This window comes from Gleimia sp. 6138-11-ORH1, assembly GCF_024814355.1.
GTDB lineage: Bacteria > Actinomycetota > Actinomycetes > Actinomycetales > Actinomycetaceae > Gleimia.
Map to the genome: position 1 here is coordinate 282,032 of NZ_JANUXV010000002.1, position 15,298 is coordinate 297,329.

Here is a 15,298-nt window from a genome sequence, read left to right on the forward strand (position 1 = left end):
ACGTACCTTTGGTAGAAAATACACTTTAGCCTTAAAAACTGGCTTTAGGTACAACAACGTACCTTTGGTGGAAACTGCGTCCCAAGGTACGCCCTCGGAGAATACCTAACTGTCCACATGCCAATTTGTAAGCAAATTATCCACAGTTTCTGAAACAGACTGCGGCGTTAAAACACATTTTTTAGTAAACAAAAGATATGCAAGCAACTTTTTCTTTAATTTCCACGGCGCATATCGCGTTAAATAAGCTCCTAAAATCACTTCCCAGCCCGCCAACTCCACCAAAAATTGTTTCCCGCCGATGGTGTGTACTATTTTTACCCACCCAACTGTGGGAACGAAATAGAATAATCCACTTAGCTCGTCTAAGAGAAACTATCGGAAACTCAGGGCCACACACATACGCTACTTTAGAGTCCGCCAGTCTCTTATATGAAACTGAAGTTTTAGACTTTAATGTTGAAGTCTACTTAACTTTTCGGGCGAATCATCAAAGAAGGAAAACACGGGTAGGAGCTTTCATTCGCGACCTGCAGGCTTCTACCGTGCATCGAATCCGCCGCAATCATTTACCTAAAGAAGCTTATACTCTTGTGCAGGGCGTCCCAACGTTAAAACCTGAATACTTGATTTTGGAATACCTGTCCTTAAAAGATACTGAAAGGGCATTCGTTGGGGCAGAAAGCCTATTTAGAAAACTCTGCGGAGATAATAAGTGGAAACGCAAAGAAGTTGAAGAAGCTGCATTAAAGTTAAAAAGAAAACTACGCGCGTTGGTGTTAAACAAAGGCTACCCGTATGCGCGTAAAAGAATCCTAGGTCGCTTAGATTTTATTGGCCCGTGGAGTGATTCTGCTGCGGAAAGCCGTTTTAAAGCACAGCTTTTCTTGCGTGGTTTTCCTACTCCGGTGCAACAAAAGCTCGTGGTTATCGATGGGCGTGTATTTTTTGTCGATGCAGCTTGGCTTAAATTTGGGGTATTCGCTGAAGTTGATGGTGACATAAAATATCAAAATGATGCGGCGGGAAAAGTTCGTTTAGCTGAAAAACGGCGGGAAAGTTTCATTCGCCGGGTTATTCCTCATGTGGTGCGGTTTAGTTGGAAAGATTTATCCGAGGACGCCAAGTTCATGTCTTTAAGTAGATTCTTCCCACCGGGCACGATGAATGTTCCACGGGTTTTGTGACATGATGAATGCATGACTATTATTGCCGCTGCAGATGGTTCTGCCTTAAAAAATCCCGGCCCTACTGGATGGGCGTGGGCGATTGATGAAAGTTCTTGGCGTGCCGGAGGGTTTGCGCATGGGACGAATAATATTGGTGAGCTTTACGCTGTTTTGGATTTGTTGCAAGCCACAGCTGAGGTAAATGAGCCCCTACATATTTTGGCTGATTCACAATACGTTATTAATACTTTTACGAAGTGGATTTACGGTTGGAAACGTAAGGGGTGGAAAAAGGCTGATGGTTCTGCCGTACTAAATGTTGAGTTAATTAAACAGATTGATGAGCTTTTGCAAGGTCGTGTAGTTACCTGGGAGTGGGTTAAGGGACACAGTGGCCATGCTTTGAATGAGTTTGTTGATAAAAAAGCTCGTGCTGCTGCCTCCGCATATAAGGAAAGTTCCCCCGTTGAAAGCGGCCCCGGTTTAAATCTTTCTAAGGTACGTGCTTACCCAACAAACTCTGAAGGTACGTCCATAGACTTTGCTGCAGAGCATACTTCCCCTGCTCAAACTGCACCAAAGAGCAGTAATGCGAAGACTGCAGCGCAAGCAGAAATGGATCTGTTTTCTTTTTCCACTTCAAGTTCCCTTTCAGGTTCCACTTTAGGTTCTGTTGAAAACTCCTCCCTCCCCAGCTCAGTACCGCCTAAAGAAACACAGGGAAACACTGAAAACCCCGCGCTCGTGGAAGAATCCGCGAAAACTGCGCCTTCCAAAACCGTTATTTCTAGCGAAAGAATAGGAGCTGAATCAGTGAACACCTATAAGGTACGTGGTCTCAATGTGGCAGATCATTTTCTGACTGTTCCTTTAGACCATGCAGATCCTAACGGAACGCAAATCACTTTATTTGTGCGTGAGATTTGCGATGGTGAGCTGGGGGATATTAAAAAACCCGCTTTGATTTATATGCAAGGTGGCCCCGGAGGAAGAGGTCCTCGCCCCGGAGATTATCGTTCCGGCTGGATTGGTGAAGCACTAAAGAAGTACCGTGTGCTTTTACTTGATCAGCGGGGTACGGGGCTTTCCACGCGCCTTGACGAAGATACGTTATCGACGTTTAGAACCGCGCCAGAAGCTGCGAATTATCTGAAGTTTTTCCGAGCTGATTCGATTGTCAAAGACGCTGAGCTGGTCCGCGCCCGCTTTAATGGGGGTAAGTCGTGGGTTAGTTTAGGCCAGTCTTATGGTGGTTTCATCAATACTACGTATTTGTCGCTTTATCCTGAGGCTTTAGAAGCGGTTTTCTTTACGGGCGGTTTGCCTGGTTTAACTAGTATTGATGAGATTTACACAAGGACGTACCTTGCAACGGCGGAGCGGAATAAGGTTTACTTTTCGCGTTTCCAGCAGGATGAACGCGTTTTACGTGATTTGATTGCGCATTTACAGTCTCATGAAGAAAAACTTCCCAATGGCGAAGTTCTTTCTGCAGGGCGTTTGAGAATGTTAGGTCTTCTTTTAGGTGGCCAGTCCGGTTTTGATCGGCTTCATTATTTCTTTGAAGCTCCTTTCTCTACGGTTAATGGTGAGAAGCGTTTAAGTAAGCAGTTCCTTGATTCGGTGTATAGGGAAGTTTCGATGGGAGATTCTCCTTTGTATGCGCTGATGCATGAAACAATCTATGCGGGGGCGCTTGCATCACTTTCGGGAACTGCAACTAACTGGGGGGCTTGGCGTTTATTAGAGCAAGTGGGGTCAAAGATTCCTGAGGGGTTTGCTTTTAATCCTGACCCGCGTGATCTTTCTACTCCTGTTTATTTGACGGGGGAGCATATTTATCCGTGGCTTTTTGAGGAAGATTTCGCGTTAAAACCGTTAAAAGAAGTTGCAGATTTGCTTGCTAAGGAAACTGCCTGGCCAGTGTTGTACGATGAGGGTATGTTGGCTTCTTCTGAGGTTCCCGCTGCCGCAGCGGTTTACTTTGAAGATATGTTTGTTCCTACTGAGCTTTCCTTGCGCACTGCCGAGCTAGCAAAAGTTCGCACGTGGGTGACGAATGAGTTCCAGCATGATGGTTTACGAATGGATGGCGCGCGTATTTTTGAGCGTTTGTCTTCTTTAGCTTTTGAATAGATTTGGAGTGATGATGTCGAGTTTTCTTGAAAGCGGCAAGGACGCTTTAGTTTCAGCGCATGTTTGGTCTGAGAATAATCCTAAGGCCTCTTACCTGTTGGTTTGGACTGGTACAACGTTTGCTTGGTATGCCCTGCCAGATTTTTGTCGCAGTAAGGTTTTGCGTTTTTTGATTAAGTCAAAATTAACTGCTGGTCTTTTCTGGCATGAGTTGCATTTAGATGCTACTGCCGCGCAGGTGTCTCAGTTTGAAGCGGCCACAGAGAAGCTGGTTTCTGACTGGCCAAAAGAGCGTATTTTGCTTGTTGGTGGCGCGGTCTTGGTTGCGTCTTTGGGAGCGGCTATTGCGTTTGAGAAGTTCCTTTTCCAGCGGGCAGAGCGCAAGCGTGCTTTGGGAAGCCGGTTTGCGCATACTAAGCAGGCTCTGGTGTTGGCTGGTTTAGCTGCTGCTGGTGCAAAGCTGGTGGGTGACAGTCTCTACAGCGAAGTTTCTGCTTAGTTTTCTTTTTCCGAGGGCGCCCCGATAGGTTTTTTAACGTTTATACCTATCGGGGTTCTCTTATTTTTAGGTTCGGTTTCTGCACTAATGTAGGTACGTGGTTGCATTTTTATTGCAACCACGTACCTTTGGGAATTTGTGGTTAGCTACTTTTGAATTCCTAGTTTATAGAGGATAAATGCTAACGATCTTGAGTATTCGTCCCATTTCTTTGATCGGCCGGATCCTCCGGCGTGCCCGGCGATTTCTTCGATTAGGCAGATTACGGGATTTTCTGTTTTTACTTTACTTACGTCCCTTAGACGCTGTACCCATTTAAGTGGTTCCACGTATGAAACACGAATGTCGTTCAAACTTGTTTCCGCAATTATCGTTGGGTACGTGGTTGGTTGCACGTTTTCATAAGGTGTGTAGGCGCGCATCACCTTATAGATGTGTGGGTCCTCTATTGGGTTTCCCCATTCGTCCCATTCACCTGTGGTAAGTGGCTTACTGGGGTCTAGAATCGTGTTAAGCGCATCCACGAAGGGTACTTGTGCGTTAACCACGGTGTAAAGCTCTGGAGCTTGATTTGCTATTGCCCCCATCAGTAAGCCACCGGCAGAGCCGCCTTGTGCCGCTAATCTTCCCGCGGCAACCCAGCCGCTGGAAATCATCCATTTAGAAACATCAACGAAATCATTGAATGTATTTGTTTTTTCCGCGAATTTCCCTTGTTCATACCAGTTTCTTCCCAGTTCTCCGCCGCCGCGAACATGAGCCATCGCATAGACTACTCCGCGATTAAGTAAACTGAGGCGATTGACTGAAAACCAGGGTTCTAAACTCACTTCATAGGAGCCGTATCCGTAAACTAGCCCAGGATTGGTTCCGTCTGCTTCCAGATCCGCACGGTACACCATTGATACGGGGATTTTTGTGCCGTCACGGCCTTCTACCCATTCCAAACGTGTTTTATATTCTGCTGGCTTAAAACCGGGGACTTTGAGTTCTTTAATGATGGTTATATTAGCGCCCTCGGGACTTTCTGTTGCTATTTGGGGGATCGTCTGCTTCCCGTCAGTTACCTGCCGGTGCACATGATAGTCGGCATAGATGATGGGCTGGGCGAAAGATTCAATGGTGAAGCGGAGCCGGTCGCTTTCCCATTCTGGGTTTGCGCTGATTTCCAGTAGGCGCACTTCTAAGGGCCAAGCAATATCAGTTGGCTGGGCGTAAATGCCCCGCAACTGCGCCTCATCTAAAGGTACGTCATTACTGTTTTGAGCCTGTTTTTGACTATTATTTCGCCCATCGACGCGTTTCCAAATGCGGATCGCTGTTTGCCCGTTAGCGCGCATTCCAAAAGCGACAAAACTTTCAAAAGCGTGGATTTCCAAAAGCCGCTCATTAGCTACCAGCGGCCAGTGCTCAATCCAGGTTTCAGAAGGGCACAGGGGTTTTTCTAATGATGTACCTTCGAATTTTTCGTGTGAAGGGGCGGCCACTAAAGCCAGTGATTCATCTGGAGTTAGCTGATTGTGCGCGATTAGAATGTGGTCTCCGGCGGGTTCAATACTGTAGCGGAGCCCTTCTGCCGGAAGTGTAAACATACGTGGCTGATGCCGTTTCCCATCTGCGGGGATCAGCCAGTGTCGGGTGCTGAGAGTAGCGTAAGCACTGATGATTATCCACTGTTTGTCCCGCGATTTGGTTACTCCAATTTCAAATTTTTCGTCGGGTTCTTCTAAAACCAGTTGGTCTTCTGTCGCGTCTGTACCGATGCGATGTACCCAGATTTGGAATGAGCGCCAGGCTTCATCAACTCGCGTATAGTAAATGTCTTCGTCAACTACGGCGATTGAGTAGGCAACTTGTTTCACTGTTTCGTCGATGATTTCTTTGGTGTCTAAATCCATGACGTAGAGGTCGAAGAGTTCTCCTCCGGTGGTGTCTTCTCCCCAGATGAACCGGTTTTTGTCTGCGTCGATAGTTTGGTTGGCGACGTTGTAGAAGGGTTTTCCACTGGCTCGTTTAGCTTGGTTTAGGATTGTTTCTTCACCGGGGTGTGGGTTTTCTACGTTAAGTGAAGGTACTTCCTTGCTTTTTACTCGCGCTAAGAGCGGGTAATCTACCCCGGCGAAGGTGCGGGTGAAGTACCAGTATTCGCCGTTTTTCACCGGCGCACTCACATCTGTTTCTTGCGTGTGGCTGCGAATTTCAGCAACGATTTTTTCGCGGAGGGGGCGGGTTGGTTCAAGCACGGCGTTTGCGTGTTCATTTTCGAGGGCGACTAGCTTCTGTACGGTTTCATAGTTAGCGTCGTTTGGGTTTACGTCCAGCCATTTCCAAGGGTCGGTTTCTGGTTTTGTGTGAAATCTGCGTACGTGGTCGCCTTTTTCGGCGATGGGCCCTTGGGGAGTTTGGGTGATGAGCATTGAGGTTCTTTCTAGTTTCTCTAATGATGTACCTTTGTTGTTAATGATAACAATCTGGAATTTTGCTTGTCTTTCCAGCGTATAAAGTGTTCCCACCTCCAAATGGAGGTGGGAACACTTTATATCTTTTCTCTATTGAAAGAGTAGAAATCACCAACCGTATGGGTTAGCTTGTAATCTGCGTTGCTTATTGACTTTCACTAGCTTCACGATTCCTACAATCAGTAGGATAATGCCGATGATTCCAACGATAGTAGAGATTATTAAACCGGCAAGTGCGGTTCCGTTCAAGAGCATCTGTACTGCTTCATCACCAGAAAAAGCAATCACCCTATCTGCGGCGGTGACATTGTCACAAGCCACCTGGTAGGTTCCGGCAGGCACATTTGGATTATCGAATTGGCCGTTACCTCTGGGGTATAGATCAACAATTCCGTCTGCACCGACTAAGCCACATATCGCAGTGTCTGAGCTTGGTCCATTAACGATCACTTGTACGTTTGGGATGTTTCCAACGACAACTTCAGTCTTGTTCGTCAGGCCGAAGTTTTGAGCGAAGCCAATTCCGATGCCACCGAAGAAGATGATTGGAGCCAGAACAAACATCATAACTAAGCCCATGACGATCATTACTATCGGCTTTGTTTTGCTTGGACCAGAGGCTGGTTTTTCACCGTATCCGGCTGCCTGTAGAGGCATCCCATAGGAAGTTTGTGTCGGCTGTTCTGCTGGGTTAGTTGGTGCTCCATACTGGTCCGCTGGTTGTGGTGCGTAGGCACCGTACTGCGGTTGAGCTGGAGCCTGTTCGTAACCACCTGCTTGTGGCTGTGGTGCGTAGGCGCCGTACTGTGGTTGGGGCGCAGCAACTGGCTGTTGCGGCGCAGCGGGTTGCTCAGGCATAACCGGCTGTTGCGACGCAGCGGGTTGTTCAGGTACAATCGGCTGCTGCGGCGGAATTGGATTTCCAAATTCGTCAATTTGCGGTTGTGCTGGAGCTTCATTCTCGGGTTGATTAATTCCCCAAGGATTCTGTTCAGACATATCTTTATCCTTACATTGTAGGTCTCTCTTACATGATACCGAGTTAAAACGTTGTCGGCTAGGTCTGCGACCGGTTATTAGAGCTTGAAAACGCTTTATTCTCACGTTTTACATCTGATGTTCGCCCTCGGAATTTTTCTTTCCTAGGGCGCTAGGAAAACTCGTTTTAACCCGGTCAGTGCGAAACCAAATGGTATCTTAAGGATAATTTTTGTTGGACTCTAAGCACGTACCTTCGGATCGTGGAAATTATCTGTATATGTAGGGACAAGCTGTTCTAAATTTACTTTCTCTTCCCGGTTTGGGCGTAACATACATTTAAGACATTCCCGCCACAGTTCTAACTCTTTAGTTTTAGGATGATTTCATGTTTGGCTTCACTGAACTTTCCCCAATCACGCAGCAGCTTCTTTCTCTCACGATCTGCTTTATCCTCTGTTCGCTGTTGGGAGTTGAACGCCATGTTCACCATAAGAATGCCGGGGTGAAAACCCATGTTTTAGTTGGCGTGGGAGCCTGTCTTTTCACGTTGGTTTCTGCTTACGGGTTTGCACATTTGGAAAGTGCAACTATTTCTACCGACCCAGCGCGAATCGCAGCGCAGATTGTTTCTGGCATCGGTTTTATTGGAGCTGGGGTTATTTTCGTAAATAATGACACTGTCAGAGGTTTAACTACCGCGGCTACGGTTTGGCTCTCAGCCGCCCTCGGAGTGGCCTGCGGGGCGGGAATGTTCCATTTGGCAATTTTCGCTCTGGTTCTTCACTATCTGGCTATTTTTGTAGTTGGACCTGTCTTAAACCGGCTTCCGCATATCAATCGAAACATACATACAATTATTGAATATGAGTCCGGGTATGGGGTGATGCGGCAGATCCTTTCCGTTGCTTCTGCGCAGGGGTATAAAGCGGCGGTTACTTCTACTTCGCAGATTGAAACTGAAGAAGGGACTGGAACGCGGGTGGTAATGAAATTTGAAGGGCCTTATCCGCAGACTGAATTAATCAACGCGATTACTACGATTTCTCGAGTAAATGCGGTGGATCAGGTGGATCGTAATGATCTTGATTAAAATAAAATCGCGGTGAACTCCCTGGGAGAGGAGGCTTCCACCGCGATTTCCAAGTTTATTATATAAACGAAATTTCGTATCATACAATGCCATTTACGTCGGTGTGACAAAGTCCATTTTTATGCACGAACAAACTCAGATAATGCCCAAATGTCTCAGCACTTTTAGTGCCTGCAAGTGATTGGCTGGAATCAGTTCCGTACCCGGCGCTTCAGCGCGGACTCGGCTGCCTCGTTTCACCGTCACCACGTCACCGGTGGAAGACGCGGCAAATACGCGTGTCCGACGTTCTTCAAGCAATTCCAATTTCGCTTGTAGTAAGGCGTTTTCGGCCTTTAACTGGGCCAGTTCATCTGTAGCGGCTTCTAGTTTTGCCTGCAGTTGTAGGATCCGTCGGATTCCTTCTAGATTAATCCCCTCGTCCTGGGAGAGTCTTTGCACTTCCCTTAGTCGCTCTACGTCACGGGTTGAGTAACGGCGTCCTTTACCTTTCGTTCGCGCTGGAATGACGATCCCTAAACGGTCATATTGCCGGAGGGTTTGCGGGTGCATTCCTGCCAGTTCCGCTGCAACTGATATTACGAAAGTAGTCATACTTTACTCGAATCGTTAGAAAGTGTTTGTCTCTAGTTTAGGAGTTTACTGTGCTTCCCAGTCAAGAGTGCCCTTACCATGAGTGTTCCGGTTATGAGCGCCCTCGCCATGAGCGCCCTAGTCAAGAGTCCCTGATAAGCCGGCTCGCGGATCCCAATCTGCTATGGCTGAAGCATAGGTATCCAGCGCTTCTAATGCTGCTGGGGAGTGCTCCGGCGGAGTCTGTACTTCCAGTTCAATCAGCAAGTCACCGCGTTTACCTTTTACTTCCAAGCCCTGCTGGCGAACCCGCAGGCGTTTCCCGCTGACGGAACCGGCCGGAATTTTCACGGTTATCTTTTCTCCGCTTAGCATCGGCACTTGAATTTGTGCTCCCCGGACTGCTTCTGGCAAAGAAATTGGCAGTTTCATTTGCAATCCTTGTGGAGTGATGCTGTATACCGGGTGCGGTTCAACGGTGATACTCACTACCAAATCTCCGGCAGGTCCTCCGTTTTTTCCGGGGCGCCCTTTGCCTGCTAAACGTAGTTTCTTCCCGTCACTAACTCCCGCGGGGATTCGCACGGTGTAAGTTTGCCCTTCTACAGTTAAGCGGACTGTGGCTCCTTCGGCGGCTTGGCGGAAAGTCAATTTTGCCGAGGTCGCTAAGTCAGCACCTTTCGCTGGTTTAGCAGTGGTATACCCAGCATTTTGTGGGGACCCTCCGGCAAATCCGGTTCCTGAACCTCCTCCGAACAGACCACTTAATAGATCTTCAAGACCGCCAAAGTTTCCTGAGAAATGGGCTTGTCCCCCATTTTGTCCGAACTGTCCCGTTTGGAAGAACGGGTTAGAGCTTCCTCCTGCGCCAGCGAACCCGTTGAAGCCACCTCCTTTGAAACCGCCGAAGCCGCTTGCACCTAAAGTGCGAATTTGGTCGTATTCTTGGCGTTGTTTTGGATCGGAAAGAACTTTGTAGGCTTCGCCAACTGCTTTGAAACGTTCTTCGGCTTTTTTGTCGCCGGGATTTTTATCCGGATGATTGTTTCGTGCTAGTTTCCGGTAGGCTTTCTTGATAGTGGCTTCGTCCGCATCTTTAGATACGCCCAAAACCTTGTAGAAGTCTTTTTCTAACCAGTCTTGTGTCGCCATTATCTTCTCCTCAAGGCACTTAAAAACGGTTCTGTTTTTAAGTTAGTTTTGTGTCTGCGTGAACTACTGTGGGTTAGCTACGATTACTTTCGCTGGGCGAATAGTAGTTTCTCCGAGTTGGTAGCCGCTTTGGATTACTTGTTGGACGGTTTCTACTTCAACTTCTGAAGAGGGTGTGGCCATAACTGCTTCGTGGAACTGTGGGTCAAAGGTGTCTCCATTAGTTCCAAAGCGAGCAAATTGGTAGCGGTTTTCTAAAAGCTGTTCAAATTTGGTGGCGATCGCAGCAAAGGGCCCCGATTCAAGCTCTCCAGCGGCGCGGGCTGCTTCAATATCGTCTAAGACGGGTAGTAGCGCTTCGATTACTTCGGCTTTACCAGCTGCTTTAGCGTTAGTTTGATCTGCTTTTGAGCGTCGAACGTAGTTATTGTATTGCTGGTCTAGGTTGTATAGGTCTGCTCGGGCGCGCGCTAGATCATCATGTAGTTGCGCATTTTCTTGCTCAAGTGCTTCAAGACGTTGTTCTACCGTGGGTTCTGCTTCGGGAATTTCTACGTCGGCCAGTTGTTCTGCTAAATGCGCGATGTCTTCACCTTCGGTTTCTTCAACTGGGGTGATTTCTTCTTCCGGGTTTTGGGGATTATTTTCCACGGATACAACCTACTTCTTAAATCAGCGTGCTATCTAGTTTTGCACTCGTGGGGGCGGAGTTATTCCGCCCCCACGAGCTGTAGTTTTTAGGTTCTGTTGAACTTAATCACTTAGTTTCTTCGTCATCAACGATTTCTGCGTCGATTACGTCATCTTCTGCGGGTGTTTCCGGTGCGGTTTCACCTGCTGCTGCTTGTTCAGCTTGGGAAGCTGCGTAGACTTCTTGACCGATCTTTAAGCTAGATTGGTTGAGTTTATCCAGTGCTGCGCGAACCTGTGCAGAGTCGTCTCCTGCCAGGGCTTCTTTCAATGAATCAATGTCAGCTTTAACTGCGGTTGCGGTTTCGTCTGAGATCTTGTCTGCTTCATCTTTAAGCACTTTTTCAATGGCGTAAACGGTTTGTTCTGCGGTGTTGCGCAGTTCAGCTTCTTCACGACGCTTCTTATCTTCTTCTGCGTGTACTTCTGCTTCTTTAACCATGCGGTCGATTTCGTCCTTGGAAAGTCCTGATCCTCCGGTGATGGTCATTGATTGTTCCTTGCCGGTACCCAGGTCTTTAGCGGATACGTGAACGATGCCGTTGGCGTCAATATCGAAGGTAACTTCAATCTGGGGAACTCCGCGTGGAGCAGGTGCGATTCCGGATAGTTCGAAGGTTCCCAGTGGCTTATTGTCGCGTGCGAACTCGCGTTCACCTTGGTATACCTGAATCAGTACGGAAGGCTGGTTGTCTTCAGCAGTTGAGAAGATTTCCGTGGACTTAGTAGGAATAGCAGTGTTACGGTCGATCAGTTTGGTCATGAAACCACCCTGAGTTTCGATCCCCAAAGAAAGTGGAGTAACGTCGATCAGCAGAACGTCTTTACGGTCCCCCTGAATAACGCCTGCTTGCAAGGCGGCGCCCATTGCTACTACTTCGTCTGGATTAACTGACTTGGATGGTTCTTTACCGCCAGTCATTTCCTTTACAACTTCAGCTACTGCTGGCATGCGGGTAGATCCGCCCACTAAAATCACGTGGTCGATTTCGCTTACGGAAATACCTGCGTCACGAATTACTGCGTGGAATGGAGCTTTGGTTCGTTCCAACAGGTCTGCGGTCATTTCTTCGAACTTTGCCCGGGTTAAGGTTTCGTCCAAGTGTACTGGCACGCCATCAACCATGGTGAGGTACTGCAATGAAATGTTGGTGGAGGTGGAGGAGGAAAGTTCCTTCTTAGCTTGTTCTGCTGCGTCGCGCAGACGTTGCATTGCTACTGGGTCTTTAGAAAGGTCGTTTCCGGTCTTTGCCTTTACTTGGATTACCAGCCAGTTAACGATAGCGCGGTCCCAGTCGTCGCCACCAAGGCGGTTATCGCCAGAGGTTGCTCGTACTTCGATGGTGGAGAAAGTGGAGCCTTCTTCAACGTCTTTGCCGATTTCCAGGAGGGAAACGTCAAAGGTGCCGCCACCTAGGTCGAATACCAGGATTAGTTCATCCTGCTTACCTTTTGCCAGGCCGTAAGCTAAGGCTGCTGCGGTTGGCTCGTTTACGATACGGGTTACGTTTAACCCCGCAACTGCGCCGGCGTCTTTAGTTGCCTGACGTTCTGCGTCGTTAAAGTAAGCTGGAACGGTGATAACCGCATCGGTTACTGGTTCACCTAGGTATTCTTCGGCGTCACGCTTTAGCTTGGAGAGGATACGTGCAGAGATTTCTTCTGCAGTGTATTTTTTGTCGTCTACGTTCATGGACCAGTCAGTGCCCATGTGGCGCTTAACTGACATGATGGTGCGATCAACGTTAGTTACTGCCTGACGTTTCGCAATTTCACCTACCAGGACTTCACCTGTCTTGGAAAACGCCACTACAGAAGGAGTGGTACGCATACCTTCTGCATTTGCGATGATAGTTGGTTCGCCACCTTCGAGGGTAGCGATTGCTGAGTTGGTGGTTCCCAGGTCAATGCCTACTGCACGTCCCATGTTTGTCCTCCTATTATCTTGAGTCTCTTTCGCTCAATTTTTCATTCTTGAGCTGCACATACTCAAGTTTACGCATCTACCAAAAACTGTCAACCTGAAAATCCGAAAGTTGAGCAAACCCTACTCAACTTCACATTACTTCCCCAAACCCCCACAACAAACAAAGGTACGTGCTTGGGTTTTTCCGCTCAATTCCAAAGAAAAACCCAAGCACGTACCTTTTGAAGAAAATAAACTCAGCTTATAAACTTCTGCCCCGTCAGCCTCTCATAGGCTTCCACATACCGCGCTCGCGTAGCTTCAACTACTTCTGCTGGCAAACTCGGCGGATTAGAAACCCGATCCCAACCAGCCTCTGCAGAAAGCAACCAATCGCGCACAAACTGTTTATCAAACGAGGGCGTAACCTGACCTTCCACCCATTGTTCAGCTTCCCAAAACCGAGACGAATCCGGTGTTAGCACCTCATCTGCTAACACCAACTTTCCACCTACAGTCCCAAACTCAAACTTAGTATCAGCCAAAATAATCCCGCGCGCAGCCGCAATCTCCGCAGCCCGTTTATAAATACTTAAAGTTGCTTCCCGCAAACTCTCAGCCACTTCAGCGCCCACCATCTCAACTACATGAGCGAAAGAAACATTCTCATCATGTTCCCCCACTTCAGCTTTCGCCGCGGGAGTGAAAATCGGTGTTTCCAAACAAGACGCTTCCTTTAACCCCTCCGGTAAAGAAACCTCACAAACTCTCCCACTAGCCTGGTACTCTTTCAACCCCGAACCAGTCAAATACCCGCGAGCGACACATTCCACTGGATACATGGAAAGCCGTTTACAAATCATTGCCCGCCCAGCCACTGCAGCTGGCACGTCCAGAGAAACTAAGTGATTTTCAACTCCCAGTTGCTCAAACCACCAGGCAGAAAGTTGAGTAAGAATTTTCCCCTTATCAGGAATCTCCGTATCTAACACGAAATCGTATGCAGAAATTCGATCCGAAGCTACCACTAATAAGAGGGAATCGTCCGCGTCATTTACGTATAAATCACGTACTTTACCCTGTGAAATATGCGTCCAACCAGAAAGCTCTAAGACCGGAAATGATAAAGGACGTACCTTCGGACCTTTTTCAGTTTCCGCATTTTTAGGTGCTGGCACAGTGATTTCTTCATTTATTGCCTTCAAAGCAATATCGGTTCGATATTGGGCGCCCTCGAACTTTATCTTTGCAACTGCTTCATATGCCAGGTCGCGAGCTGCCCGCAAATCTTCAGCCTGCGCACAGACTGTAAAAACTCGACCACCCGAAGTTTCCAAACTAGATGGGTAGTCTCCGCGCGCCCCCGCCAAAACCACCTGCACATCCGAGTGTTGCACGGCTTGTTCTACCCCGGAAATCTGCGCTCCGACGCTAACTGTTCCCGGATAACCAGCGGCAGCCATCACCACCCCTACCCCAACTTTGTTAGACCACTGTAGCGCGGGGATTTCCGCTAGCTTCCCTGTGGCCGCCGCGTACAATACTTCCGCTAAAGGCGTCTCTAACAGCGGTAGCACCACCTGTGTTTCGGGATCGCCAAAGCGCGCGTTAAACTCGATAACTTGAATCCCTTTTGAAGTGCACGCCAAACCGCAATAAAGTAACCCAACAAAAGGAGTGCCTCGCTGCGCCATTGTGTCAATCACCGGCTGAGCAACCTCAGTAACAACTTGCGCTACGAATCCTTCTGGAAGCCACGGAAGCGGAGAGTAAGCCCCCATTCCTCCTGTATTTGGGCCTTTGTCGAAATCGAAGATTCGTTTAAAATCCTGCGCCGGTTGCAGGGGCACAACTGTTTTTCCATCGGAAATACAAAAGAGCGAAACTTCTGGGCCATCTAAGTAGTCTTCAATCACCACAGCTCCGCCGGGAGCGTTAATACAATCAAGGGCGTGCTGTTTTGCAGTTTCATAATCCTCGGTAACTACCACTCCCTTTCCAGCTGCCAAACCATCATTTTTTACAACGTAGGGGGGTGCGAAATCAGCCAAAGCCGATTCCACTTCAGCTTCAGTTAAACAGGTGTAAGCTCGAGCGGTTTTCACGCCCGCGGCATTCATGATTTCTTTTGCGAACGACTTTGATCCCTCTAGCTGCGCCGCATCTTGGTTAGGGCCAAAAACAGGAATTCCGCTGGCTCGCACTGCATCTGCTACGCCGGCAACCAAAGGCGCTTCCGGGCCAATAACTACCAGGTCGATTTGGTTTTCTTGGGCCCAAGCGGAAACTGCTTGCGGGTCGGTTTCCTTGAGTTCTAGATTAGTACCCAGGGCCCTGGTTCCGGGATTGCCGGGGGCGCAGTACAGTTCGTGATTAGCATTTTGGGTGATTGCCCGAGCCAGGGCGTGTTCGCGCCCTCCGGATCCAAGCAGCAGAATTTTCATTTTTTCTCTTCCTAGAAAACCTGGGTGGGAGGCGATTTTCCGTGGAGTTTAGCTGGCTTTTCACGGCAGTTAGCTGACTTTTCCGCAGTTTTAAGCGAGTTTTCCACGGTATCTAACCGTTTTTATTGTCGCATTTTCCGCTGCCATAAAGGAGGTAACTTCCAGCTTTTGAAACGCTTTCTGCAAGTCCACCTGTTTT

General features: G+C 48.2%; 11 protein-coding genes and 1 pseudogene. 4 read left to right on the forward strand and 8 right to left on the reverse strand.

Annotated features, from left to right (window positions below; all coding sequences use genetic code 11):
• Window positions 1-197 precede the first annotated feature (197 nt).
• Genes NXS08_RS04915 through NXS08_RS04925 form a run of 3 tightly spaced genes read left to right on the forward strand, consistent with a single transcriptional unit; the run spans window position 198 to window position 3,804 of the window.
• Window positions 198-1,187, forward strand: coding sequence for a hypothetical protein (locus tag NXS08_RS04915; protein WP_259137952.1), 990 nt, complete (start codon window positions 198-200; stop codon window positions 1,185-1,187).
• A 12-nt stretch (window positions 1,188-1,199) separates the two neighbouring features.
• A complete protein-coding gene (locus tag NXS08_RS04920; protein WP_259137954.1) occupies window positions 1,200-3,305 on the forward strand; it encodes an alpha/beta fold hydrolase in 2,106 nt (701 codons plus the stop codon).
• A 10-nt stretch (window positions 3,306-3,315) separates the two neighbouring features.
• A complete protein-coding gene (locus tag NXS08_RS04925; RefSeq protein ID WP_259137956.1) occupies window positions 3,316-3,804 on the forward strand; it encodes a hypothetical protein in 489 nt (162 codons plus the stop codon).
• A 146-nt stretch (window positions 3,805-3,950) separates the two neighbouring features.
• On the opposite strand, the gene NXS08_RS04930 is transcribed toward NXS08_RS04925, so the two are convergent.
• Both NXS08_RS04930 and NXS08_RS04935 read right to left on the reverse strand, forming a co-directional pair.
• The gene (locus tag NXS08_RS04930; protein WP_259137957.1) at window positions 3,951-6,317 is read right to left on the reverse strand and encodes a S9 family peptidase; all 2,367 of its coding nucleotides are present in this window, start codon (window positions 6,315-6,317) and stop codon (window positions 3,951-3,953) included.
• A gap of 54 nt (window positions 6,318-6,371) precedes the next feature.
• Complete coding sequence (locus tag NXS08_RS04935; RefSeq protein ID WP_259138053.1) at window positions 6,372-7,262, reverse strand: hypothetical protein; 891 nt, start codon at window positions 7,260-7,262, stop codon at window positions 6,372-6,374.
• Between the two features lie 367 nt (window positions 7,263-7,629).
• Here NXS08_RS04935 and NXS08_RS04940 point away from each other — a divergent pair, with 367 nt between their 5' ends.
• Window positions 7,630-8,334, forward strand: coding sequence for an MgtC/SapB family protein (locus NXS08_RS04940; RefSeq protein WP_259137959.1), 705 nt, complete (start codon window positions 7,630-7,632; stop codon window positions 8,332-8,334).
• Window positions 8,335-8,469: 135 nt separating this feature from the next.
• On the opposite strand, the gene NXS08_RS04945 is transcribed toward NXS08_RS04940, so the two are convergent.
• The 6 genes and pseudogenes from NXS08_RS04945 to purD form a co-directional block, all read right to left on the reverse strand.
• Window positions 8,470-8,928 carry a heat shock protein transcriptional repressor HspR gene (locus NXS08_RS04945; protein WP_259137961.1) on the reverse strand — a complete coding sequence of 153 codons (459 nt, stop codon included), beginning with the start codon at window positions 8,926-8,928 and terminating at the stop codon, window positions 8,470-8,472.
• Window positions 8,929-9,045: 117 nt separating this feature from the next.
• Window positions 9,046-10,059 (reverse strand): DnaJ C-terminal domain-containing protein, encoded by a 1,014-nt coding sequence (locus NXS08_RS04950; RefSeq protein WP_259137963.1) that lies wholly within the window; start codon window positions 10,057-10,059, stop codon window positions 9,046-9,048.
• Window positions 10,060-10,122: 63 nt separating this feature from the next.
• A complete protein-coding gene (locus NXS08_RS04955; RefSeq protein ID WP_259137966.1) occupies window positions 10,123-10,710 on the reverse strand; it encodes a nucleotide exchange factor GrpE in 588 nt (195 codons plus the stop codon).
• 106 nt (window positions 10,711-10,816) lie between these two features.
• Window positions 10,817-12,676 carry a molecular chaperone DnaK gene (gene dnaK, locus NXS08_RS04960; protein WP_259137969.1) on the reverse strand — a complete coding sequence of 620 codons (1,860 nt, stop codon included), beginning with the start codon at window positions 12,674-12,676 and terminating at the stop codon, window positions 10,817-10,819.
• Window positions 12,677-12,912: 236 nt separating this feature from the next.
• The gene (locus NXS08_RS04965) at window positions 12,913-13,833 is read right to left on the reverse strand and encodes a phosphoribosylaminoimidazolesuccinocarboxamide synthase (RefSeq protein WP_259138051.1); all 921 of its coding nucleotides are present in this window, start codon (window positions 13,831-13,833) and stop codon (window positions 12,913-12,915) included.
• A 27-nt stretch (window positions 13,834-13,860) separates the two neighbouring features.
• A pseudogene (purD, locus tag NXS08_RS04970) lies at window positions 13,861-15,099 on the reverse strand (phosphoribosylamine--glycine ligase); the annotation flags it as partial.
• Window positions 15,100-15,298: the final 199 nt, after the last annotated feature.

Coding starts and splice junctions, on each gene's coding strand:
- NXS08_RS04915 (WP_259137952.1), top strand. CDS start 198: ATGCAAGCAACTTTTTCTTTAATTTCCACGGCGCATATCGCGTTAAAT.
- NXS08_RS04920 (WP_259137954.1), top strand. CDS start 1,200: ATGACTATTATTGCCGCTGCAGATGGTTCTGCCTTAAAAAATCCCGGC.
- NXS08_RS04925 (WP_259137956.1), top strand. CDS start 3,316: ATGATGTCGAGTTTTCTTGAAAGCGGCAAGGACGCTTTAGTTTCAGCG.
- NXS08_RS04935 (WP_259138053.1), bottom strand. CDS start 7,262: ATGTCTGAACAGAATCCTTGGGGAATTAATCAACCCGAGAATGAAGCT.
- NXS08_RS04940 (WP_259137959.1), top strand. CDS start 7,630: ATGTTTGGCTTCACTGAACTTTCCCCAATCACGCAGCAGCTTCTTTCT.
- NXS08_RS04945 (WP_259137961.1), bottom strand. CDS start 8,928: ATGACTACTTTCGTAATATCAGTTGCAGCGGAACTGGCAGGAATGCAC.
- NXS08_RS04950 (WP_259137963.1), bottom strand. CDS start 10,059: ATGGCGACACAAGACTGGTTAGAAAAAGACTTCTACAAGGTTTTGGGC.
- dnaK (WP_259137969.1), bottom strand. CDS start 12,676: ATGGGACGTGCAGTAGGCATTGACCTGGGAACCACCAACTCAGCAATC.